This window comes from Pedomonas sp. V897, from assembly GCF_051304405.1.
Classification (GTDB): domain Bacteria; phylum Pseudomonadota; class Alphaproteobacteria; order Sphingomonadales; family Sphingomonadaceae; genus Pedomonas.
Map to the genome: position 1 here is coordinate 21,998 of NZ_JBPPGG010000001.1, position 21,482 is coordinate 43,479.

The 21,482-nt window shown below is 66.2% G+C and carries 18 protein-coding genes; 6 read left to right on the forward strand and 12 right to left on the reverse strand.

Going from position 1 to position 21,482, the window contains the following annotated elements; all coding sequences use genetic code 11:
* Window positions 1-4 precede the first annotated feature (4 nt).
* The gene (glpD, locus tag ACSJJU_RS00170; protein ID WP_435913066.1) at window positions 5-1,540 is read left to right on the forward strand and encodes a glycerol-3-phosphate dehydrogenase; all 1,536 of its coding nucleotides are present in this window, start codon (window positions 5-7) and stop codon (window positions 1,538-1,540) included.
* On the opposite strand, the gene flaF is transcribed toward glpD, so the two are convergent.
* The 7 genes from flaF to ACSJJU_RS00205 all read right to left on the reverse strand — a co-directional run bounded on the left by flaF (window position 1,537) and on the right by ACSJJU_RS00205 (window position 7,651).
* Complete coding sequence (gene flaF / locus ACSJJU_RS00175; RefSeq protein WP_435913068.1) at window positions 1,537-1,932, reverse strand: flagellar biosynthesis regulator FlaF; 396 nt, start codon at window positions 1,930-1,932, stop codon at window positions 1,537-1,539. The genes glpD and flaF overlap by 4 nt on opposite strands.
* On the reverse strand, window positions 1,892-2,329 hold the full coding sequence (gene flbT / locus ACSJJU_RS00180) for a flagellar biosynthesis repressor FlbT (protein ID WP_435913070.1): 438 nt from the start codon (window positions 2,327-2,329) through the stop codon (window positions 1,892-1,894). The genes flaF and flbT overlap by 41 nt, the downstream gene beginning before the upstream one ends.
* 257 nt (window positions 2,330-2,586) lie before the next feature.
* Window positions 2,587-3,459 (reverse strand): flagellin, encoded by an 873-nt coding sequence (locus ACSJJU_RS00185; protein ID WP_435913072.1) that lies wholly within the window; start codon window positions 3,457-3,459, stop codon window positions 2,587-2,589.
* Window positions 3,460-3,771: 312 nt separating this feature from the next.
* A complete protein-coding gene (locus ACSJJU_RS00190) occupies window positions 3,772-4,650 on the reverse strand; it encodes a flagellin (protein ID WP_435914346.1) in 879 nt (292 codons plus the stop codon).
* Window positions 4,651-4,882: 232 nt separating this feature from the next.
* Window positions 4,883-5,185: a flagellar protein FlaG gene (locus tag ACSJJU_RS00195; protein ID WP_435913074.1), complete on the reverse strand. Its 303-nt coding sequence runs from the start codon at window positions 5,183-5,185 to the stop codon at window positions 4,883-4,885.
* Window positions 5,186-5,418: 233 nt separating this feature from the next.
* The gene (locus tag ACSJJU_RS00200) at window positions 5,419-6,345 is read right to left on the reverse strand and encodes a flagellin (protein WP_435913076.1); all 927 of its coding nucleotides are present in this window, start codon (window positions 6,343-6,345) and stop codon (window positions 5,419-5,421) included.
* A 352-nt stretch (window positions 6,346-6,697) separates the two neighbouring features.
* Window positions 6,698-7,651, reverse strand: coding sequence for a flagellin (locus ACSJJU_RS00205; protein ID WP_435913078.1), 954 nt, complete (start codon window positions 7,649-7,651; stop codon window positions 6,698-6,700).
* 370 nt (window positions 7,652-8,021) lie between these two features.
* On the opposite strand from ACSJJU_RS00205, the gene lepA reads away from it, so the two are divergent.
* Window positions 8,022-9,833: a translation elongation factor 4 gene (lepA, locus tag ACSJJU_RS00210; RefSeq protein WP_435913080.1), complete on the forward strand. Its 1,812-nt coding sequence runs from the start codon at window positions 8,022-8,024 to the stop codon at window positions 9,831-9,833.
* 104 nt (window positions 9,834-9,937) lie between these two features.
* On the opposite strand, the gene ACSJJU_RS00215 is transcribed toward lepA, so the two are convergent.
* Window positions 9,938-11,839 carry an FUSC family protein gene (locus tag ACSJJU_RS00215; protein ID WP_435913082.1) on the reverse strand — a complete coding sequence of 634 codons (1,902 nt, stop codon included), beginning with the start codon at window positions 11,837-11,839 and terminating at the stop codon, window positions 9,938-9,940.
* Window positions 11,840-12,313: 474 nt separating this feature from the next.
* Between ACSJJU_RS00215 and ACSJJU_RS00220 the strand changes: the two genes are divergently transcribed.
* Both ACSJJU_RS00220 and ACSJJU_RS00225 read left to right on the forward strand, forming a co-directional pair.
* Window positions 12,314-13,876 carry an MFS transporter gene (locus ACSJJU_RS00220; protein WP_435913084.1) on the forward strand — a complete coding sequence of 521 codons (1,563 nt, stop codon included), beginning with the start codon at window positions 12,314-12,316 and terminating at the stop codon, window positions 13,874-13,876.
* Between the two features lie 122 nt (window positions 13,877-13,998).
* Window positions 13,999-14,760: an SDR family NAD(P)-dependent oxidoreductase gene (locus ACSJJU_RS00225; RefSeq protein WP_435913086.1), complete on the forward strand. Its 762-nt coding sequence runs from the start codon at window positions 13,999-14,001 to the stop codon at window positions 14,758-14,760.
* Window positions 14,761-14,929: 169 nt separating this feature from the next.
* Here the strand turns inward: ACSJJU_RS00225 and ACSJJU_RS00230 are convergent, their stop codons facing one another.
* From ACSJJU_RS00230 to ACSJJU_RS00245, 4 genes are all read right to left on the reverse strand, one after another.
* The gene (locus tag ACSJJU_RS00230) at window positions 14,930-15,907 is read right to left on the reverse strand and encodes an NADPH:quinone oxidoreductase family protein (protein ID WP_435913088.1); all 978 of its coding nucleotides are present in this window, start codon (window positions 15,905-15,907) and stop codon (window positions 14,930-14,932) included.
* A 204-nt stretch (window positions 15,908-16,111) separates the two neighbouring features.
* Complete coding sequence (locus ACSJJU_RS00235) at window positions 16,112-16,870, reverse strand: CsgG/HfaB family protein (RefSeq protein ID WP_435913090.1); 759 nt, start codon at window positions 16,868-16,870, stop codon at window positions 16,112-16,114.
* 250 nt (window positions 16,871-17,120) lie between these two features.
* A complete protein-coding gene (locus tag ACSJJU_RS00240; protein ID WP_435913092.1) occupies window positions 17,121-18,050 on the reverse strand; it encodes a hydrogen peroxide-inducible genes activator in 930 nt (309 codons plus the stop codon).
* Between the two features lie 137 nt (window positions 18,051-18,187).
* Entirely contained in the window at window positions 18,188-18,940 is a 753-nt protein-coding gene (locus ACSJJU_RS00245; protein WP_435913094.1) for a sulfite exporter TauE/SafE family protein, read from the reverse strand.
* Between the two features lie 495 nt (window positions 18,941-19,435).
* Here ACSJJU_RS00245 and ACSJJU_RS00250 point away from each other — a divergent pair, with 495 nt between their 5' ends.
* On the forward strand, window positions 19,436-20,689 hold the full coding sequence (locus ACSJJU_RS00250) for a dicarboxylate/amino acid:cation symporter (protein ID WP_435913096.1): 1,254 nt from the start codon (window positions 19,436-19,438) through the stop codon (window positions 20,687-20,689).
* An 88-nt stretch (window positions 20,690-20,777) separates the two neighbouring features.
* Window positions 20,778-21,482 carry a serine O-acetyltransferase gene (gene cysE, locus ACSJJU_RS00255; RefSeq protein ID WP_435913098.1) on the forward strand — a complete coding sequence of 235 codons (705 nt, stop codon included), beginning with the start codon at window positions 20,778-20,780 and terminating at the stop codon, window positions 21,480-21,482.

Sequence of the window (21,482 nt, forward strand, 5' to 3'; positions counted from 1 at the left end):
GGTCATGACTGACTTGATTGACCTGTTCATCGTCGGCGGCGGCATCAACGGAGCCGCAGTCGCCCGCGATGCGGTCGGCCGGGGCCTCAGCGTCTTTCTTGCCGAGCAGGGAGACTACGCCTCCGCCACCTCGTCCGCCTCCAGCAAGCTGATCCACGGCGGCCTGCGCTATCTGGAACAGCGGGAGTTCCGCCTGGTGCGGGAGTCCCTGCGCGAGCGCGATGTCATGCTGCGCATTGCGCCCCATCTGGTCGAGCCCATCCGCTTTCTCGTGCCGGTCACCCGCCGGCAGCGCCGCCCCGGCTGGGTGGTACGGCTGGGCCTGTGGCTCTACGACCGGCTCGCCAGCAGCGCCGTCATGCCCCCGTCCGGGCGGCTCGACCCGGCGGACTTTGCCGCAACCGGCCTCAGGACCGACGCGCTCACCGCCATCCTCCACTACAGCGACTGTCAGGTGGACGATGCCCGCCTCACCCTCTCCACCCTGCTCGATGCCCGCGCGCGCGGCGCGACCATCCGCAACTACTGCAAGGTCGCGGCCATAACGCCGGTGGCGGAGGGCTACCGCATCACCTGCATCGACGAGGACGGCCGGGACTTTGTGGTGTCGGCCCGCGCCGTCGTGAACGCCGCCGGTCCCTGGGCCGACCCGGTTTTGCGCCTTCTTCCCGGCTACGAGACGGCAACGCCGCGCATCCGGCTGGTGCGGGGCAGCCACATCGTCGTCCCCATGCCCGAAGGCGCCAGCCAGGATGCCTTCACCCTTCTGAACGACGATCGCCGGGTGGTGTTCGTCCTGCCCTGGCTGGGCGGCCGCTACCGCGTCATCGGCACAACGGACGTGGACCACCCCGGCGCCCCGGACACGCCCGTCTGCACGCCAGCGGAGCGGGACTATCTGCTGGCCGCCTACAACCGCTTCTTCGCCCAGTCCCTGGAGGCCGGGGATATCATCTGGTCATGGTCAGGGGTGCGCGCACTGGTCGATGACGGCACGAGCAACCCCAGCGCCGTCAGCCGCGAGTACCGGCTTGAGGCCATCCGCCACGGCACCGGCATGTTCCTCAGTGTTCTTGGCGGCAAGCTGACCAGCCACCGCCCGCTTGCCGAGGCGGTGATGCGCCACCTGCGCCCGGTGTTCTCCGATCTCGGGCCGGACTGGACCGCCACCGCCCCGCTCACGGGCGGCGCGCTGCCGCGCCCGGCGCTGGAGCGGCTGTGGCAGGAGGGGCCGACGGCGGTGCCGGGCAAGGTACGGCGGCGCTGGACCGGGACCTACGGCGCGGAGGTAAGGGCGATCTTCAGCCTCTGGGAAAGCGACCGCACCGCCCGGGAGCAGATTGCCCCCGGCGTCTATGCCGCGGAGCTGATGCATGCCGTCGCGCACGAAGATGTGCGCCGGGCGGAGGACTTCCTCTACCGGCGCACCAGGCTGTTTCTGGAGCTGGACACGCAGGAACAGGCCGCGATTGCCGACTGGCTCGCCGTGCGCCGCCGCTGCGACGCCGGCGCGTTCGCCCCGATCGGCCAGAACGGCTAGATCTGCGAGGAGACCGGCTGATACTCCGCCTGCGCGGCCGCTTCGGCCTGCATGGCGAGCCCTTCCATGATCGCCTTGTTCACATCGATCAGCGCGTCGATGTCGGCCTTCTTGCGCATCACTTCGGAGGTGTAGCGGTTGACCCACAGCCCGAGGCTGATGATCTGCGCCCGCAACTCCCTCGGCAGCCGGTTGTTCGGCGAGCTGCAGTCCGAAGACAGGGTCGACCACAACCGCCGGTTCCAGTCGAGCGCGTCCATCAACGCGCTGCCTGTGGCATTGGTCTCGTGAGCCCTGATGAGAGCGCCGGTGACCTGGGCGAACAGACGGTATTCCGTCTGCCGTGGCGACTCAGAAACCTGCTGAATCCGACGGTAGGCTTGCAGCGACATCGTCCTGGAATACCCCTAAAACCTTGGCCTCGTAATCAACGATTTTCCGGCAACCCGTGAGTGCGCGGTAATATTCGCCCTTCATCATATCCATCGAGATCTGCACGCAGAGCAGCTTGATCTCGGGATTCTCGATCGCCCCCATGAACTCGTTCATGCGTTCGACGAACGACTGGTAGTAGTTCCTGGCGCGGTCGCTATCGAGATAGGAGAGCATGACCACGAAGTAGATCCGCTTTGCCGGAGTCGTGGCCTCGGCCTCGGTCATGATGTCCCGCTCGCGCAGGATGGACACCTTGTTCTGGATGACAAAGGTGGACCGCCGGTCGCCGTTGGTCAGAACAGCGCCATTGACCACGAACTTTTCGCCTGGCTTCAGCGAAATCTTGAGCGCCATGGTATTGCCGTCCTCCTTTGCACCGCGGCTGGATCGTAAAGACCGTTGGCAAACGTTTGGTTAACGTTTTGCCGCGGCGCAGCCCACCCTGCAATCGCCCTCCCCGCGTCCCGCGCAGCCGGTTTCCGTCCGGGCGTGCGGAAGGGAAAGAGTGGCCGGCCCGGCGAGCGGGCCGGCCGAGGTGATCCACAAGGGTGGTGGATGGTTGGGAGCATGGATGCACCTGCACCCTGCTCAGGAATCCTTTACCCCTTCGATCAGTTGCCGAAGAGGCTGAGAATGGCGTGCGGCTGCTGGTTGGCGATGGACAGTGACTGGGTGCCCAGCTGCTGCTTCACCTGCAACGCCTGAAGGCGGGCGGATTCGCGCGCCAGGTTGGCGTCCACCAGGCTGCCGATGCCCGTATCCATCGTATCGCCCAGCTTCTCGATGAAGGTGCGCTGCTGCTCCATGGCGGTGGAACCCGCCCCCAGCACCGCCAGCGCACCGCTCACGTTCTCGAGGGACGTGTTCAGCGCGTCGATCAGCGCCTCCGCCTCCGCCGCCGATGTGAACGTGGAGTCCTGGCCCAGCCGGATCAGGTGGCCCGGCACCAGATCGTTGGCCGCCTGCGGCAGCTGGAGGTTCTGGCGCGGCACCTCGATCTTCTGCGCGCCATCGACGCTGATGAGCGCCGCCAGCGTTGCCGGACGCTCGGCCCCGTCGGCCCAGCCGTCGATCATGTTGATGCCGTTGAAGCTGGCGTTGCGGACGATGGTGATAATCTGGTCGCGCAGGCTCTCGAAGTCCTTCTGCAGGGCCGCGCGGCCGTCATCGGGCAACCCGGCATCCGCCGCCTTGGTCACCTTCTCCTTCATCTGGATGAGAAGATCCTGCACCGACTCCGCCGCCGCGAGGGTCACATCGAGCACCGATGCCGCGCGATCGAGGGAGTTCTTCACCATCTCCAGGCTTTTCCGGTCCGCCCGCAGGTTCTCGGCAACCGCAAAGATCGTCGCGTTGTCCTTGGCGCTGGTCACCTGCAGACCGGTATCGATCCGCAACTGGGTCTCGTTCAGCTGGCTGGTGGTGCGGTTGAGGTTGTGCAGGGCGTGCAACGCCGCGGGATTGGTGTTGATCGACAGGCTCATTCTCGGTCTCCTTGCACCAGGCAATTCTGCCCGGCCACTCTCACGGAAGAAGATTGCAAGGCCCATGCCAACCGGCAACAATCACGCAAGATATTGAAAACAAATGGTTTCACCAAGAGAGACCGGACCACGGAACCCGCCCCCGGCAGTTTATGCCCCGGGGAGATCGGCCCCTCTTTGCCGGCGCGGCAAATTTCTCCTGCCCCGGCTTGATCCCGCACGTTGCGCCCCAGACTGCCCTCGCCCGGATAAGCGAACGGGCGAGGTGTTGCCACCTCGCCCGTTATGACTTCTCGCCAACGTTCGCGACGCTTAGTTCTGGAACAGAGACAAGATCGACTGAGGAGCCTGATTGGCAATCGCCAGCGCCTGCAGGCCAAGCTGCTGCTTGGTTTGCAGGGCCTGAAGCCGGGCGCTTTCCTTGGCCAGATCGGCATCCACCAGGTTGCCGATGCCAGCCTCGATGGTATCACTCAGCTTCGCCACGAAGGTCTGCTGGGCGGTGAGCCGCCGGGAGGCGGAACCCAGTTCGCTCAGCTCTTTCTTCATGGCCTCGATCGCATCGTTGACGTCCTGCGCGGAGGTCTTGGCGCCAGCCACGCCATCGCCGTCCTCGGACCAGTCCACCTTCTGCAGCGGAGCGGTCGCGTTGGTACGGTCGATGAACGCATTCAGTGCGCCATTGGCACCGGTCAGGTCGCGGTTGGCCACGTTCAACGTTTCCGTTGCATCGGTGTCCAGCAGCGCCTTGATGCTGTCCCCGTTGGGACCCCCGATCAGAATGTTGGAGTCATTGAAAGACGCGGACTTCAGGTAGCTGTCGATCTGATCGATCAGCGTATTGAAATCGTCCTGCAGAGCCACGCGGCTCGCGTTATCAAGCCCCTCATCCGAAGCGGCGGTGGCCTTCTCCTTCATCTGGTTCAGAATGTCGGAGATGGATTCCGCCGCCGAGACCGCCACATCCAGAGTGCTCTGGGCGCGATCGAGCGATGCCTTGACAGCACTCAGTCCACCAAGATCTGCCCTCAACTGCTGCGCAATGGCATAGGTCGCGCTGTCGTCCTTCGTCGACGCAACCTTCAGACCGGTATTGATCCGGTTCTGCGTGACCTCAAGGGCCCGGTTGGTTTGCGACAGGTTCTGCAAGGCGACAAATGCCCCGACGTTGGTGTTCACTGAGAAGTTCAACATGAGTGCTCTCCATTCTGGAAAGGTTATGCCCGGCATTCGGCCAGGTCGGGCGTTTTGCCCGCCCTCAGATCAGCAAGGCCCGTGCCAGACGGAGCGCTTTGGAAAAATCACAACCAAGACATTGAAATAACACATGAAAAAAGCGGCGCAGAAAATCTGCGCCGCCAGTACTTCTCAGTCAAAGGTCAAAAACAACCCGGCAAAATCAACCCATCGGGGGGCTCGCAGGCTAAACTTGCCGGTCCATGATCTGGCCCGTCGCGGCCTGGCGGAAGCTCGCCAGGGCCTTCAACACCTCCTCGGCGGGAAACTGGCGCACCAGTTCGTTGGTGTGGGGGTTGCGGAATTCGTAGATGAAGCGTCCTGTCTCCTCATCCTTTCGGATGACCAGTCGCGAGCCCTGATCGATCGCCGCGCCGGCCTCGTCGACCGCGGCGCGCACCATCTCGACAGCCCTGCGTTGAATTTCCTCGGCGCTCAGCCCGTCCTGGCGTTCGCTGCCGGGCTCCATGGCCCGGACAGACCGACGCACGTTCGGGACCTCGGAGACCGATCTGGAAACTCCCGCGATGGTGCCACCGCTCTGGACCGCCGCAGGACCGCTGTGCCCTGTCAGCATGATCCTGTCCATTTGTTTCCACCCTTGTGTATCCGCCGTCCCTGTTGCTGGCTTTTGCGCCTTGATGTTCTGGAACGGCTCCTATGCCGCGCGCGGGGCGGGAAGAATGCGGGACTCCCCGCCCGTTGCGCTGTTCCCAGCCTGACTTAACGGAACAGGCTGAGGATCGTCTGCGGCGCCTGATTGGCGATCGCCAGCGCCTGGAGACCCAGCTGCTGCTTGGTCTGCAGCGCCTGCAGGCGCGCGCTTTCCTTGGCCAGATCCGCATCCACCAGGTTGCCGATGCCGGCCTCGATGGTGTCGGTCAGCTTGGTGGTGAACTCCTGCTGCGCCGAGATCTGGCGCGACGCCGAACCCAGCGTCGAGAGCACCGACTTCATCTCGTCGATGGCGGCGTTCACCTTATCGGCCGACGCCCTGGCATTTTCCGCAGCCGTCTTGTCGGGAACAGCCGGCGGGATCACCGGATCACCAGCCGCGTCCGTATCAATCCACTTCGCCTCCAGCGCGGCCGCCTTGGTGGCATCGTTTACATCGACACCGACAAATTCCTTGAGGGCGCCATCCGTGCCGTCGTTGAGCTTGAGGTTCCCGACGCTGATGGTCTGGGTCGAGTCATCGGCGTTCAGCAGCGCCTTCAGGTCCGCGCCGCCCGACTTCAGAATGTTGGTGCCGTTGAACTCTGCACTGTTGATGTAGGACGCCAGCTGCTCGGACAGCTTGTTGAAGTCGTCCTGGAGCGCCTCGCGGCTGGCCTGATCCATACCCTCGTCGGAAGCGGCGGTCGCCTTTTCCTTCATCTGGACCAGAACGTCGGAGATGGACTCCGCCGCCGAGATCGCCACGTCCAGCGTGCTCTGGGCGCGATCCAGCGAGGTGCGCACGGCATTCAGGCCGCCAACGTCAGCCCGCAGGCTCTGGGCAATGGCGTAGGTGCCGCTGTCGTCCTTGGTGGAGGCAACCTTCAGGCCGGTGTTGATACGGCTCTGGGTCGTCTCAAGCGCCTTGTTGGTGGAATTCAGCGTCTGGAGCGCGACCATCGCGCCCACGTTGGTATTGATCGAAAAAGCCATTTTGGCTTCCTTTCTTCTAAAGGTTCGCATCCGGGCGTTTTGCCCAAGCGGATTTCTATCCGCAGCCAATGCCTTGCAATGATCGCGCCAATTTCAGGGCCAATCATTATTAACCATCGAAAGATGCTGTTTTCGGTTAAATTTTCCGGCCAGGACCGGCATTTTTTTACCGCGTTGCCGCCATCCGGCTCAAAAACGGCAGTTTTTACCGGGTGATTTTTGCCCACCAGGCAATTTTTGCCCACATCCAAAATGCAGCCGCGAACCCAAGGCATTCAAAACAAAAGAGCCAAAACAAAAGAGCGGAGAGGCTTTCGCCTCCCCGCCCCTTTTACGCGGTTACCCGTTCGGATTAGCGGAACAGGCTGAGGATCGTCTGCGGCGCCTGGTTGGCGATCGCCAGCGCCTGGAGACCCAGCTGCTGCTTGGTCTGCAATGCCTGCAGGCGAGCGCTTTCCTTGGCCAGATCCGCGTCCACCAGGTTGCCGATACCGGCATCGATGGTGTCGGTCAGCTTGGTGGTGAACTCCTGCTGCGCCGTGATCTGGCGCGACGCAGAACCCAGCGTCGAGAGCACCGACTTCATCTGGTCGATGGCGGTGTTCACCGCATCGGCCGACTCCCTGGCCTTGGCCGCAGCCGTCGTGTCAACCGTGCCATCGTTATCTTCATCGACGTCAGCCCACGACGCAGATTTGGCCGTCACCTTGGCATCGGCGGTCGTCGTGTCGTTCAGGAACTCAGAGAGCGCACCTCCCGGGACATCGTCGCCATTGCCCGGAGTGCCATCGGGGTCATCCGCCGCCCCGTTGAGCCGCAGGTTGCCGACGCTGATGGTTTGGGTCGAGTCATCGGCGTTCAGCAGCGCCTTCAGATCCGCGCCGCCCGCCTTCAGGATGTTGGTGCCGTTGAACTCGGCACTGTTGATGTAGGACGCCAGCTGCTCGGACAGCTTGTTGAAGTCGTCCTGGAGCGCCTCGCGGCTGGCCTGGTCCATGCCTTCGTCGGAAGCGGCCGTCGCCTTTTCCTTCATCTGGACCAGAACGTCGGAGATGGACTCCGCCGCCGAGATCGCCACATCCAGCGTGCTCTGGGCGCGATCCAGCGACGAGCGCACGGCATTCAGGCCGCCAACGTCAGCGCGCAGGCTCTGGGCGATGGCGTAGGTGCCGCTGTCGTCCTTGGTGGAGGCAACCTTCAGGCCGGTGTTGATGCGGCTCTGGGTCGTCTCGAGGCTCTTGTTGGTGGAATTGAGGGTCTGGAGCGCGACCATCGCGCCCACATTGGTATTGATCGAAAAAGCCATTTTGGCCTCCCTTCTTCTAAAGGTTCGCAACCGGGCCTTTTGCCCGGACGGATTTCTATCCGCAGTTCTCTCCTAGCAATGATCGCGCCAGATTTTTGGTTAACCAATGTTAACCACTGAGCCGGTTGATCCGGGCGGCCCTCCCATCGCGCGTCGCGGGAATCCACGCCCCGCTACCCCGCCCGGCCCGACAGTTTTTGCCGGGCAATTCTTGCCGACCGGGCAATTCTTGCCTGATGCAACCAACCGACCGCCATGCCATGCCCGGACCAGCCGCGCCGGCCCCATCCGGCGCACCCCGGCAAACTTCCCGCGTTCTTCTTGCAACGACGGCTTTGCGGAAGCCGCCAGCAATGCTATGGGCGCTTCCATGACGACCGATGCTTCTCTCATTCGCAACTTTTCGATCATTGCCCACATCGACCACGGGAAATCCACCCTGGCCGACCGGCTGATTCAGCGCTGCGGCGGCCTCTCCGAACGGGAGATGGTCGAGCAGGTGCTCGACAACATGGACATCGAGCGCGAGCGGGGCATCACCATCAAGGCCCAGACCGTGCGCCTCGAGTACAAGGCGAAGGACGGCAACACCTATGTCCTCAATCTGATGGACACGCCGGGCCACGTGGACTTCGCCTACGAGGTCTCCCGCTCGCTCGCGGCCTGCGAGGGCTCGCTGCTGGTGGTGGACGCCTCCCAGGGCGTCGAGGCGCAGACACTCGCCAACGTCTATCAGGCCATCGAGAACGACCACACCATCGTGCCGGTCATCAACAAGGTGGACCTGCCCGCCGCCGACCCGGACCGGGTGAAGCTCCAGATCGAGGACGTCATCGGCCTTGAGACCGACAACGCCGTGCTGACCTCGGCCAAGTCGGGCATCGGCATCGACGACGTGCTGGAGGCCATTGTCCAGCACATCCCCGCCCCCAAGGGCGACCCCAACAAGCCGCTCAAGGCCATGCTGGTGGACTCCTGGTACGACCCGTACCTGGGCGTCATCCTGCTGGTGCGCGTGGTGGACGGTGTGCTGAAGAAGGGCATGAGCCTGCGCATGATGGCCGCCGGCACCGACCACACGGTGGAGCGCATCGGCGTGTTCCGCCCGAAGATCGACTATCTGAACGATCTCGGCCCGGGCGAGGTGGGCTTCATCACCGCCCAGATCAAGGAAGTGGCCCAGACCCGCGTGGGCGACACGCTGGTCGAGACCCGCCACGCCAAGGACGCAACGCCCCTGCCCGGCTTCCGCGAGGTGCAGTCGGTGGTGTTCTGCGGCCTGTTCCCGGTGGACGCGGCCGACTTCGAGAAGCTGCGCGACAGCATGGCCAAGCTGCGCCTCAACGACGCCAGCTTCACCTACGAGATGGAGACCTCCGCCGCGCTCGGCTTCGGCTTCCGCTGCGGTTTCCTCGGCCTCCTGCACCTGGAGATCATTCAGGAGCGCCTGTCCCGCGAGTTCGATCTCGACCTCATCACCACCGCGCCGTCGGTGGTCTACCACGTCTACCTCACCGACGGCTCGATGGTCGAGCTGCACAACCCGGCCGACATGCCGGAGGCGGTGCGCATCGACCACATCGAGGAGCCGTGGATCGAGGCCACCATCTTCGTGCCGGATGAATACCTGGGCGCGGTGCTGAAGCTCTGCCAGGACCGGCGCGGCATCCAGAAGAACCTCTCCTATGCCGCCAACCGTGCCATGGTGGTCTACGAGCTGCCGCTCAACGAGGTGGTGTTCGACTTCTACGATCGCCTGAAGTCCATCTCGCGCGGCTACGCCAGCTTCGACTATCACCAGATCGGCCACCGCGAGGGCGACCTCGTCAAGATGAACCTGCTGGTGAACGAGGAGCCGGTGGACGCCCTCTCCATGATCGTGCACCGCTCCCAGGCGGAAGCGCGCGGGCGGCACATGTGCGAGCGGATGAAGGAGCTGATCCCGAGGCACATGTTCAAGATCCCGATCCAGGCGGCCATCGGCGGCAAGGTCATCGCCCGCGAGACCATCTCCGCCCTGCGCAAGGACGTGACCGCCAAGTGCTACGGCGGCGACATCACCCGCAAGCGCAAGCTTCTGGAGAAGCAGAAGGAAGGCAAGAAGCGCATGCGCACCTTCGGCAAGGTGGACATTCCGCAGGAGGCCTTCATCGCCGCGCTCAAGATGGGCGACAACAAGTAAGGACGAACAGCAAAACGGGGCGGTTATCCGCCCCGTTTTCCTTATGAAACGGGCAGCGCCAGCCCCTGCCCCTGCCCCTGTTCCTATCCCTGTTCCTGCGCGTCTCAGGCCGCGTGGCGCAGCCCGATCCCGATCAGGGCGCGCCCGTCCGCCAGGGAGCGCCCCGCTGCCCGAAGCAGGCGCTTCGTCTCGCCCTCGGGCAGGCCGCGGGTGAGCGCGGCCAGCGCATCCGCCAGCTGTTCGGGCGACAGGCACAGGGTCTCGACCGCCTTGAGCGCCGCCTCGAGCGCCGCGCGCTCCACCGCCGCAAGCGGGCCTTCGGCCAGCAGGCCGCGCATCCGGGCGAGAGTCCGCCCCAATCCCAGCACGGCGCAGAAGCTGCCGCCGCGCGTCTCGGCCAGATCGAGCACGTGCTCCACCTCCAGCGCGAGGCGCAGGAAATGCCGGGCGGTGCGGGCGCGCGTCCGCTCCAGATCCGCCGTGCCGCCGCCTCCTGCGATGCGCGCAATGGCCCGGCGGATCGCCGCCGCCGCGTTGCGGGCCCGCTGGCCCATGGGCTCGGGCAGCAGCCAGATGCCGCCCGCCACGATGAGGATCGCGGCGGCCAGCGCCGCCCCCTCGCCGAGGATGACGGCGGTGTCGGTCACGGCCGGAAGCCGCGCCTGACTGCCAAGCCAGAAGCACATGTTGAGATCGAGTCCCCAGCCCGCATGGCGGGGGCTGGCGCGCACCAGCGAGCCCACCAGCGCGAACGGGATGACCGACAGGATGAGCTGCGGCACCGTCTCCACATGGGGTTGCAGGAGGAAGCGGTAGACGAGCGCCATCGCGACCCCCGCCAGCACGCCCCGCAGCATCACCGGGGCCATGAGCCTTGGCCGGGGCATGGAGCCGAGGATCATCGAGAAGGTGCAGATGCCAAGGGCCGTCAGCACCACCTCGCTCCAGCCGAGGAGATAGCCCGCCCAACCTGCGGCAAAGGTGGCAGCACCCGCCAGGCAGGCCGCGAGCAGTGCCCGCCGCTCGTCGCGGTGCGGCGCGAACGCCTCCGCCCTGCAGGCGAACGGCCGCGCATCGGCCGCGCGCGGGTCCGCGTCGAACACTGCGTCGGCGCGCAGGAGCTTCCGCACGTCCGCCGCCAGGTCGGGAAGCCCGGCCTCAAGGCGCGCGAGGGACTCGGCGGGATCTGTCCGCTCCCCCAGCCCGTCCGCCAGCGCACCAAGCTGCGCTGCAAGGGCTCGCGCCTTCTCCGGCTCCATCTGCACGGCCAGCCGGGCTGCGCCCAGCACGCCCAGCGCCTGCACCAGCAACGCCTCGATATGATGCAACCGGCGATAGCCCTCGGGCGACGCGGCGGTCACGAGCGCCGCCCGCTGCTGCACGCCCGCCATGGCGCGGAACAGGGCCTGCTCGGCCCGGGCGGTCTCCCGCCCGTCCAGCATCATCCCGGCGACCCTCAGCACCTCGGCGGCAATGCCCCGCACCTCGCTGTAGAAGGCCTCGCGCTGGCTGGGCGCCGTAAAGAACGCGGTCACCGCCGTCACGCACAGCACGCCGATCAGCTGGCATTCCCCGCGCGCGAGCGCCAGGGCGAACGCGTCTTCCGGGTGGAACAGGGCGGGCAGCACCACAACGCTCGCGGAGATGCCCGCCATCAGCGGCCCGTAGCTGTGCACGCCCCGCAGCATGTGGACGAGAAAGGCCGAAAGCGCCACCCAGACGCCCAGCAGGGCCAGCATCCCGGTGGGGTTGCCCGACACCTGGATGATGCCGAGCCCCGCCGCCACGCCCGCCACCGACCCGAGGACGCGCAGCACCGCCCGCTCCAGCAGCAGCCCCCGCTGGGGCTGACTGACGACGAACACCGGCATGGCCGCCCAGAAGGCATTGTCCACATGGAAAAGGGCGGCGATGGAGAAGGCGAGAATGGCGGCAAGCGCCAGTCTCAGACCATGGGCAAGCACGGGCCGGTCAAGCCCGGCAATCGCAAGGAGTTTTCCGCTCATCGGCACACAACGCAGATTGATGCAAAGGAGACGCAACGAACGGCGGAGCCATACGCTGCTCGCCTGCCCGTTCCAAGATCAAAGGGTTACAGTCGAAACCGGTTTTCGCCGAACCGTGGCGCGGCGGAGACCGTTTCCGACAGCCCCCCTCGTGCCGCAATCACCCCGGCCGTTCGGGGCATTCACGCCCTGCAGACCGGCGCGCACCCTTGCCAGCGCGCGCCGAAGCTGATAGAGACCCCGCCCCCGCTCCGCCCGGACGCCCGGCCTTTGCAGGGCCGCAGCCCGGGCAGCGCGGTCAGCGTGCGTTTCGTCCGCGTTCCCCGATCACCCTGCGGCTGTCCGGTTTTCCACCTGACCCGCCCTTTCAGGACATCGAGACAATCGGGCCCCGCCTGCGGCCCGATGCGCCCGAAGGCGCCGTTCTGCGATTTCCCCTCTTGCTGCTTGTTTCCCGAACAAGGATTACCTCCCATGCATGGTCCTGTTTCAGAGTCCGGTCCGTCGCCTGCCGTCCCTCTTGCCACCTGGCGCGAGTGGGTTGGCCTTGGTGTTCTCGTTCTGCCCGCCCTGCTCATCGCCATCGACATGACGGTGCTGCACCTTGCCGTGCCGCACCTCTCCGCCGATCTGAAGCCGACGAGCACCCAGCTGCTCTGGATCATCGACATCTACGGCTTCTTCATCGCCGGCTCGCTCGTCACCATGGGCGCGCTCGGCGACCGCATCGGGCGGCGCAAGCTGCTGCTCATGGGCGCGGCCGCCTTCAGCGCGACCTCGCTTGTCGCTGCCTTCTCCACCAGCCCGTCCATGCTGATCACCGCCCGCGCCCTGCTGGGCGTCGCGGCGGCGACGCTGATGCCCTCCACCCTCTCGCTCATCCGCAACATGTTCCATGACGAGAAGCAGCGGGGCTTCGCCATTGCCGTGTGGATCAGCCTGATGATGGGCGGCGGCGCGGCCGGGCCCATTCTGGGCGGCATCGTTCTGCAATACTGGTGGTGGGGCGCGGTGTTCCTGCTCAATGTGCCGGTGATGGTGGTGTTGCTGGCCGTCGCGCCGTTCCTGCTGCCCGAGTACCGGAAGGAAAACCCCGGCCGGCTCGACATCGCCAGCGCCGTCCTGGCAACGAGCGCGGTCATGGCGCTGGTCTATGGCTTCAAGCACTGCGCCATCGACGGCCCGACCTGGGACGCGTCGGCGGCGCTGGCGGCAGGCGTGCTGATCGGCGCGGCCTTCGTGTGGCGCCAGCAGCGGCTCGCCGATCCCATGATCAACCCGGAGCTGTTCCGCAACGCCGCCTTCCGAGCCACACTGGCCACCCAGACGCTGATCGTGCTGGCCGTGGCCGCCCCGTTCTTCCTCTCCAGCCAGTACATGCAGCTGGTGCTGGGATACACGCCGCTTGAGGCGGGTCTCGGCCTTCTGCCCGCGCTGATCGCGGGCACCGCCGGGTCCATGCTTGCGCCCTGGGCGGCGAGCCGGGTGCGGCCCGCGCTGGTGATCGGCGGCGGTCTCCTCCTGGGCGCGGCGGGGCTCGCCCTGCTGACCGTCGCCCCGGCGACCGACGGCTACCCCGTCATCCTCGGCGGGCTCAGCCTCAACATCGTCGGGGGCCATGCCGCCATTACCCTGCTCACCAACGCCATTCTCGGCGCCGCGCCGCCCGAGCGGGCGGGCGAAGCCTCGGGCCTTTCCGAGACCACGCTTGAGCTGGCCAACGCGGTGGGCATCGCCGTCATGGGCAGCCTGGCGGCCGCCATCTACCAGTCCACGGTCGCCCTCAGCCTGCCGATCGGCCTGCCGGACGCGCTCGCCGAGGCGGGCCGGGAGTCCCTGTTCGCAGCCGCCGCAGCCGCCGCCGAGACGGGCGGGCCGCAGGCCGCCGCCATGCTGGTAGCGGCGCGGGATGCGTTCGTCGCCGGGCTGCACGCGGCCGCGGGCATTGGCGCTGCCATCCTCGGCGTACTTGCCGTTCTTGCCGTCACCGTGCTGCGGCACGCCACGGCAAAGGCGGCGGACGCCATGCAGCACTAAGCGATCACACGCCCCTCGACCCCGCGCGCCCGACCCCGTATGGAAGGGGGCAGCGGGGTCGCGGAGCGCGCCCCGCCCTGCTCCAGTTCTGCAGGGCCAAATCTTCAGGGAAGGCGCGTCACATGACCCTCGCCAATCGTACCGTTCTCATCACCGGCGGCTCCCGTGGCATCGGCGCGGCGACCGTTCGCCAGCTTGCCGCCCGGGGCGCGTTCGTCCTCATCAATTACGGCCGCAACCGCGCGGCGGCGGAAGCCGTGCTGAACGAGATCGGCGGGCGCGGCGCGCTGGTCCAGGCGGACCTGAGCCAGCCGGGCGCGGGCCGCGCGGTGTGGGATCAGGCCCTGGCGCTGGCGCCGGGCGGCCGGATCGATGTGCTCATCAACAACGCCGCCACCTTCGCCGAGAGCGGCGTCGATGCGGACTGGGAGCGCTGGTCGCAGGACTGGGCCACCACCCTTCAGGTAAACGTCATCGCCTCGGCGGACCTGTGCAAGTGCGCCATCCCCCACTTCGAGGCCAACGGCGGGGGCCGCATCGTCACCCTCGTCAGCCGCGCGGCGCACCGGGGCGACACGCCGGACTACATGCACTACGCCGCCTCCAAGGCGGCGCAGGCGGCGCTGACCAAGTCCATCGCCCGGGGTTTCGCGGCACGGAACATTCTGGCGTTCAACGTCGCCCCCGGCTTCACCCGCACCGAAATGGCGGAGGACTGGGTGCGCGTCTACGGCGAAGCCGCTGCCTCGGCCGACGTTCCGCTCGGCCGCATGGCCTCGCCCGAGGAAGTGGCGAACGTGGTGGTCTACTGCGCGGGCGAGGCGCCCGCCGCCATGACCGGCACCACCATCGATGTGAACGGCGGCAGCTACATCCGCGCGTAAGGGGGCCTGCCCGATTTTTTATCTTGCAGGAGGGACTCAGTCCCTCCTGCACCTCCCTTCTGTTTACAGGGACGTGCGCCGGATAAAGAAACACGGCCCATTGAACCGAACGGGAGCGCGAGGGTCCGAGACCCTCGCAAAATCAAAACAGAATTCCAGTGGCCGCCCTTTACGCCACCTTCAGCACCACCTTGCCCTTGGCCTTTCGGTCCGTGACCACCCGGATGGCCTCGGCGGCGCGCTCCAGCGGAAACACCTCGCTGATGTGGGGCTTGAGGCGGCCTTCCGCCGCCCAGCCCAGCAGCTCGGCCACATTGGCCTCGTGCACGTCGGGTTCGACCTTGAGGAACTGGCCCCAGAACACCCCGACGATGGACGCGCCCTTCAGCAGCGGCAGGTTGAGCGGCAGCGAGGGGATGGACCCGCCCGCAAAGCCCACCACAAGATAGCGCCCGTTCCAGCCGATGGAGCGGAAGGCCGGCTCGGCCAGCGCCCCGCCGACGGGATCGTAGATCACATCGACGCCCTTGCCCCCGGTGATCGCCTTCAGCGCCTCGCGCAGGTCCTGCGTCGTGTAGTTGATGGTCTCGTCCGCCCCGTACTCGCGGGTCAGCGCCAGCTTGTCGTCGGTGGAGGCGGCGGCGATGACCCGCGCCTGCATCACCTTGGCCAGCTCGACGGCGGCAAGGCCGACGCCCCCGGCCGCCCCCAGCACCAGGAGGGTCTCGCCCGGCTGGATCCGTGCCCGCTGCTTGAGCGCGTGGTGCGACGTGCCATAGGTCATGAGGAAGCCGGACGCGGCCTCGAACGACAGGCTGTCGGGGATCGGGAAGCAGGCGCTGGCGTCCACCACCATTTCCTCGGCATAGCCGCCCCAAAGCCCGGTGCCGAGCACCCGATCCCCCGGCTTCACGTGGGAGACGCCCTCGCCCACCGCATCGACGATGCCCGCCACTTCCGCGCCCGGCGAGAAGGGAAAGGCGGGCTTGAACTGGTACTTGCCCTGAATGATGAGGGAATCCGGGAAGTTGACGCCCGCCGCATGCACGCGGATGCGCACCTGACCCGCCTTGACCTCGGGCGACGGCAGCTCCCGTACAACAAGATCTTCCGGCCCGCCGAAGGCCTCGCAGACAATGGCTTTCATGGTTTCCTCCCCGTCCGGCCAGCGCCCCTCCGGTTCCTCCGGTATCAGCTGGCCCCTTGGCGCAACCATATCCGACCGCGCCGGGGCGGAAACCTCGCCCATTCGGGGGGTGGACGGCCCGCAAAGGGGGGCCCTGAACGACGAAAAGGCGCACCGCTCCGGCGCGCCCTTCCCTTGCGTGTTCCCGAAATCGGGACCGGCTGGTTACCTGGCCTGCGGTGCCGCAGCCGACGCGTCTTCCGGCAGGCCGCCCATCTGGCCAACCAGCTTGGTGTAGGCGTCGAGATAGGCCAGCACGATCACCTGGCCGATCTCCGTGTTCTCGTAGCCGCTGGCGCCCACGCCCGCGAATGCGCCGAAGAAGCCGGCGCCGCCGCCCGCAAAGCCCAGATCCTGCTTGCGGGCATAGCCCTCGACCAGCGCCTCTTCCTCGGTGGTGCGGGCGTTCACGATCGACAGGGTGACGTTGGCTTCCTTCTTCTTCAGGTTGATGCCGCCGGCGATGGCGCCGAAAGCGCCGCCCACCAGGCCGCCCAGCGCACCGCCGATGCGGTTGCCGCCCGAATTGCTGTTGGACGTCACAAGATCCGGTTGCAGGAAGTAGTCCGCGGCGCGCACCTGGCCCTTGCCGAGGTTCGATCCTTCCTGAAGCTCGCCCGAGTCGGCCAGAGCACGCTCAAGGTTGCGGCTCTGCATGCTGCGGCCCCGGTTCACCAGCGTGAAGCAGCCGGACTTCTGCACGAACACCCGCAGAATGGACTCGGGGCTGCCCAGGCCGTAGCCGGTCCACCACTTGGTATCCGGCTCCACAATGGCGATCGTCCCCAGCTTGCGGCTGCACTGCGGGATCTCGGCCGTCCCCTTCTCCTGCGCCTTGCGGGCAGAGGACTGCGCAAGCGCCATAGGTGCCGCAGACACACACAACGATGCGGCCACAGCTGCGAAAACGAGCTTCCTGAACATGGTTTAAAGGGCCCCTTGGTCGGTTCGGAAAAGGCAGACACTACGACAGGAATGTAATAGCGACGCAACGAAGCCGCTTACTCTGCATTGCAGCGAGGCCGCAAGATGAAATATAATGTTAGTTTAATTTTAAGTATTGGAACATTCAAGCGCGTTTCGGCAGGCGCGCGCGCAGCCGGGCAGATCCGCCACGGCAGGTCCGCCGGGGAAGGCCCGCTCAGGAGCCCTCCCCCGGCGTTTTTTTTTCGTGTCAGGCCGCCTTGTTGTCCGCCTGGTTGATGGTGCCGTTACGCGCGGAGATGAAGAAGTCCGCCAGCAGGCGGAATTCCTCCTCGCGCGGGCTCTTGCGCCGCCACACCAGCGCGATGCGCCGGCGCGCGCTCGACGAGGCCAGCGGACGGGCGACAACCCGGGTGCCCTCCAGAATGCCGGCGTCCACCGCCATCCGGGGCAGCAGGGTGACGCCGAGCTGGTTGTCCACCATCTGCACCAGCGTGTGCAGCGATGTGCCCAGGATCGCCCGCTCGCCGCGCAGGTCCGGCCGCTCGCAGGCGGCGAGGGCATGGTTGCGCAGGCAGTGGCCGTCCTCCAGCAGGAGCATGTGGTCACTGTCCAGATCCGCCGGGCTGACCTGGTCCGGCACGCTGGCGGTCTCGTCCTCGTGCAGGGCGGCCAGAAGCTCGTCGTCGAACAGCTCCGCCGCCTCCACGTCGCCGCAGCCATAGGGCAAGGCCAGCAGCACGCAGTCCAGCTGACCGCGCATCAGCGCGTCGCAGGCCACATGGCTCATCTCCTCGCGCAGGTAGAGCTTCAGGTCCGGGTAGGTGCGGCGCAGCGCGGGCAGCACCTTCGGCAGAAAGAACGGTGCGATGGTGGGGATCACCCCCAGCCGCAGCTCCCCGGCCAGCGGACGCCCGGCCGCGCGCGCAAGCTGGGCGATCTCCGTCACCTCCCGCAGCACGTTGTAGGCCTTGCGCGCCACCTTCTCGCCGAGCGGGGTGAAGCGCACCACGCGCTTGGTGCGCTCGACCAGCGTCACGTCCAGCACCGCCTCCAGCTCGCGCAGGCCCGCCGACAGGGTGGACTGGGTCACGAAGCAGGCATCCGCCGCCCGGCCGAAGTGGCCGTGCTCGTAGAGGGTCGTGAGATATTGCAGTTGCTTGATGGTAGGAAGGTTCATAATCGACCCCATCAATATTTTCTTGGATTATAATCAATCCGACAAATAAGTCCAGATCGAACGATCCGTCCCCCCGCCCGCGCTGGCCGCACGGGCGATCATCCCCCCGCTCCATCGGCGGGCGAAGGCCGGGCGTTTTAAAGGAAGAAGGTCTGGTACAGGCGGTAGACGCTGGTGACGATGACCATCAGGCCGACGCCGATCATCAGGGTGCGCGCCGGCAACTGCCGGGCGAAACGCGCCGCGACCGGAGCGGCGAGAACCGCGCCGACCAGGAGGCCGACCACCGCCCGGGAGAAGTTTTCGATGCCGATGTGCGGGATCAACATGCACGAGACCACCAGCGCCACGATGAACTCGGCCAGATTGGCGGTTCCCACGGCGTAGCGGGGCAGCGAGCCGCTGGCGATCATGTTGCTGGTAACGAGCGGCCCCCACACGCCTGCGGTTGCCTCCAGAAACCCGCCGGCCACGCCAATGCCCGCGGTGCGCTTGCTCGAGACCGTATTCGTGACCGTGCCATAGGCGCGCACGATGATGAAGACGCCCACGATCGTCAGATAGACCGAGATGATCGGGCGGATGATGGTGCCGGGCACCTGCGTCAGCATGAGCACGCCCAGAACGCCGCCCGCCGCGCCGGCGGACGCCAGCAGGCCGAACATGCGCCAGTCCACGTTCTTGTGGCGGATATGGGCCGAGCCGGAGACCGCCCCCGTGAAGATCTTCGCGCCGTTCACGCTGGCGCTCACCACCGCGTAGGGAATGCCGATGCTGGAGAGAACCGTGTAGCTGATGACGCCGAAGCCCATGCCGAGGGCCCCGTCGAAGAGCTGTCCCACAAACCCGATGGCGATAAACAGCAGAAAATCGGAGGCGAGCAAGTCCATTATGCCCGAAACGCTCTCAACTGTGGTCACGAAAGAGTGCCGAACCTAGTGCACGAACGGTTGATCGCAACACAGTTTTGCTACGGCCACGGAAACATCAGCTTCGCCACACCCCGGCCGGATGACCGTCTCCGTCACTGCCATACTCCCCTCCCATACATCCTGAACGCGGACCAAACGCGGCCCACCATAGCCGGGAATGCCCGCCCGCAATAGTTTTCAGGGCGTAACGGTTTCCGTTCAACCCCTCGGGGAGCCCCCGCCACCCCGTCTTGTCCGCCTCCCGCCGGGTCTGCGCCGAGGCCGGCAAGTCCTTGAAAAGCCACCCCCGACCCCGCCTCGCCCCTGCCCGCTGGCCGGAGAGGTGCCGGGTCCGGCCGGGCGGTCCACACCCGGCCTGCCAGCCGCGCGCACCCTAGGACAGAAAGCCTAGCCGGTTGACTCGAATGGCCGGTCGCTTATTCATCGGCGTTTCCCAACGAACAAAGGCAGGTCATGCAACGCCGCTTCACGCTGCTCATTCTCGTCGCCATGATCTTGGGCGTCATTGTTGGTCACCTGTGCAACCAGGGCGCGGAGAGCGCCGAGGCGGCCAAGGAAATCGCGGGTTACTTCTCCATCGTCACCGATGTGTTCCTGCGTCTGATCAAGATGATCATTGCGCCGCTGGTGTTCTCGACGCTGGTGGTCGGCATCGCCCACATGGAAGATGGCGCATCGGTCGGCCGCGTCGGCATGAAGACCATGATCTGGTTCATCGGCGCGTCCGCCGTCTCGCTGGTGATGGGCTCGATCATGGTCAACCTTCTCCAGCCGGGCGTCGGCCTTGACCTGCCCTTGCCGGACGCCGCCCAACACGCGGACATCGCGACCGGCGGCATGTCGCTGAAGGAGTTCATCACCCACCTGGTGCCGCGCTCCATCGCCGAGGCCATGGCCAACAACGAAATCCTTCAGATCGTGGTGTTTTCGATCTTCGTCGGCATTGCCCTCACCCAGCTTGGCGAGAAGGGCCGCCTGGTCGCCCAGTTCGCCGACCAGCTGGCCCATGTGATGCTGAAGATCACCGGCTACGTGATGATGAGCGCGCCGATCGCGGTCTTTGCCGCCGTGGCCGCCACCGTCACGACCCAGGGGCTGAACATCCTCACCGTCTACGGCAAGTTCGTGGGCAGCTTCTACCTCTCGCTCCTCATGCTGTGGTGCGTGCTGGTGTTTGCCGGCTTCCTGGTGCTGCGGGGCCGCATCACGGGCCTCGTGCGCGCCATCCGGGAGCCGACCCTCCTCTCCTTCTCCACCGCCTCCTCCGAGGCCGCCTATCCCAAGACGCTCGAGCGTCTGGAGGAGTTCGGCGTTCCCAACCGCATCGCCAGCTTCGTGCTGCCGCTCGGCTACTCGTTCAATCTGGACGGGTCGATGATGTACTGCACCTTCGCGACCCTGTTCATCGCCCAGGCCTACGGCATCGAGCTGACGCTGGCGCAGCAGGTGACCATGTGCCTGCTGCTCATGGTCACCTCCAAGGGCATGGCGGGCGTGCCGCGCGCCTCGCTGGTGGTGATCGCCGCAACGCTGGCCCACTTCAACATCCCCGAGGCGGGGCTGCTGCTGGTGCTCGCCGTCGACCAGTTCCTTGACATGGGCCGCAGCGCAACCAATGTGGTTGGAAATTCGGTGGCGACGGCGGTCGTCGCCAAATGGGAAGGCCAGCTCACCAGCACCAGGGACCGAATCGTCGCCGAAACGTAATCGGTGCGTTCGATCAACCGGGAGTTGATTATCGCTGCCAGAAGCGGCATGTCTGGCGTGTGATCACCACGAGAGTCGGGGAACCACCATGTTTCATTCCCTGGTGGCGTATTTGGATTCGATCAAGGCTCGCGACCCCGCGCCGCGAAGCCGCTGGGAAGTGCTGCTCTACGCCGGGGTGCATGCGGTCGCCCTGCACCGTGTCGCCCATGCGCTGTACAGGATGCGGCTCTACTGGCTGGCGCGGGCGGTCTCCCAGTTCGGCCGCTTCCTGACCGGCATCGAGATCCACCCCGGCGCGAAGATCGGGCGGAACTTCTTCATCGACCATGGCATGGGCGTCGTCATCGGCGAGACCGCCGAGATCGGCGACGACGTGACCATGTACCAGGGCATCACGCTGGGCGGCGTCGATCCCTCCAGCGGCAAGGGCGGCAAGCGCCACCCCACCATTCTGGACGGTGCGATCATCGGCGCCAACGCCCAGATCCTGGGCCCCATCGTGGTGGGCCGGCGCGCCCGCGTCGGCGCCAACGCCGTTGTCACCAAGGACGTGGCCGATGGTGCGACGGTGGTCGGCAACCCGGCCAAGCCGCTGCTGGTGGACGCCAAGGTCTACGCCAAGGACTTCCTCGCCTACGGCACGCCGTGCGACGAGAAGTACGATCCGCAAACCCAGAAGCTGGACATCCTGCGCTGCGAACTGGAACGGCTCCAGGCCCGGCTCGCCGCGCTTGAGGCCGAGCACAACGAAAATCGGGGCGATCGGACCTCGCGTCATTCCGTCGGCTGA

Excerpts from the sequence above, each read along its gene's own strand:
- ACSJJU_RS00230 (WP_435913088.1), bottom strand. The coding sequence starts at position 15,907 with ATGAAAGCCATTGTCTGCGAGGCCTTCGGCGGGCCGGAAGATCTTGTT.
- ACSJJU_RS00235 (WP_435913090.1), bottom strand. The coding sequence starts at position 16,870 with ATGTTCAGGAAGCTCGTTTTCGCAGCTGTGGCCGCATCGTTGTGTGTG.
- cysE (WP_435913098.1), top strand. The coding sequence starts at position 20,778 with ATGTTTCATTCCCTGGTGGCGTATTTGGATTCGATCAAGGCTCGCGAC.
- flbT (WP_435913070.1), bottom strand. The coding sequence starts at position 2,329 with ATGGCGCTCAAGATTTCGCTGAAGCCAGGCGAAAAGTTCGTGGTCAAT.
- ACSJJU_RS00200 (WP_435913076.1), bottom strand. The coding sequence starts at position 6,345 with ATGGCTTTTTCGATCAATACCAACGTGGGCGCGATGGTCGCGCTCCAG.
- ACSJJU_RS00250 (WP_435913096.1), top strand. The coding sequence starts at position 19,436 with ATGCAACGCCGCTTCACGCTGCTCATTCTCGTCGCCATGATCTTGGGC.
- ACSJJU_RS00220 (WP_435913084.1), top strand. The coding sequence starts at position 12,314 with ATGCATGGTCCTGTTTCAGAGTCCGGTCCGTCGCCTGCCGTCCCTCTT.
- ACSJJU_RS00240 (WP_435913092.1), bottom strand. The coding sequence starts at position 18,050 with ATGAACCTTCCTACCATCAAGCAACTGCAATATCTCACGACCCTCTAC.
- lepA (WP_435913080.1), top strand. The coding sequence starts at position 8,022 with ATGACGACCGATGCTTCTCTCATTCGCAACTTTTCGATCATTGCCCAC.
- flaF (WP_435913068.1), bottom strand. The coding sequence starts at position 1,932 with ATGTCGCTGCAAGCCTACCGTCGGATTCAGCAGGTTTCTGAGTCGCCA.
- ACSJJU_RS00205 (WP_435913078.1), bottom strand. The coding sequence starts at position 7,651 with ATGGCTTTTTCGATCAATACCAATGTGGGCGCGATGGTCGCGCTCCAG.
- ACSJJU_RS00215 (WP_435913082.1), bottom strand. The coding sequence starts at position 11,839 with ATGAGCGGAAAACTCCTTGCGATTGCCGGGCTTGACCGGCCCGTGCTT.
- ACSJJU_RS00185 (WP_435913072.1), bottom strand. The coding sequence starts at position 3,459 with ATGAGCCTGTCGATCAACACCAATCCCGCGGCGTTGCACGCCCTGCAC.
- ACSJJU_RS00245 (WP_435913094.1), bottom strand. The coding sequence starts at position 18,940 with ATGGACTTGCTCGCCTCCGATTTTCTGCTGTTTATCGCCATCGGGTTT.
- ACSJJU_RS00225 (WP_435913086.1), top strand. The coding sequence starts at position 13,999 with ATGACCCTCGCCAATCGTACCGTTCTCATCACCGGCGGCTCCCGTGGC.
- glpD (WP_435913066.1), top strand. The coding sequence starts at position 5 with ATGACTGACTTGATTGACCTGTTCATCGTCGGCGGCGGCATCAACGGA.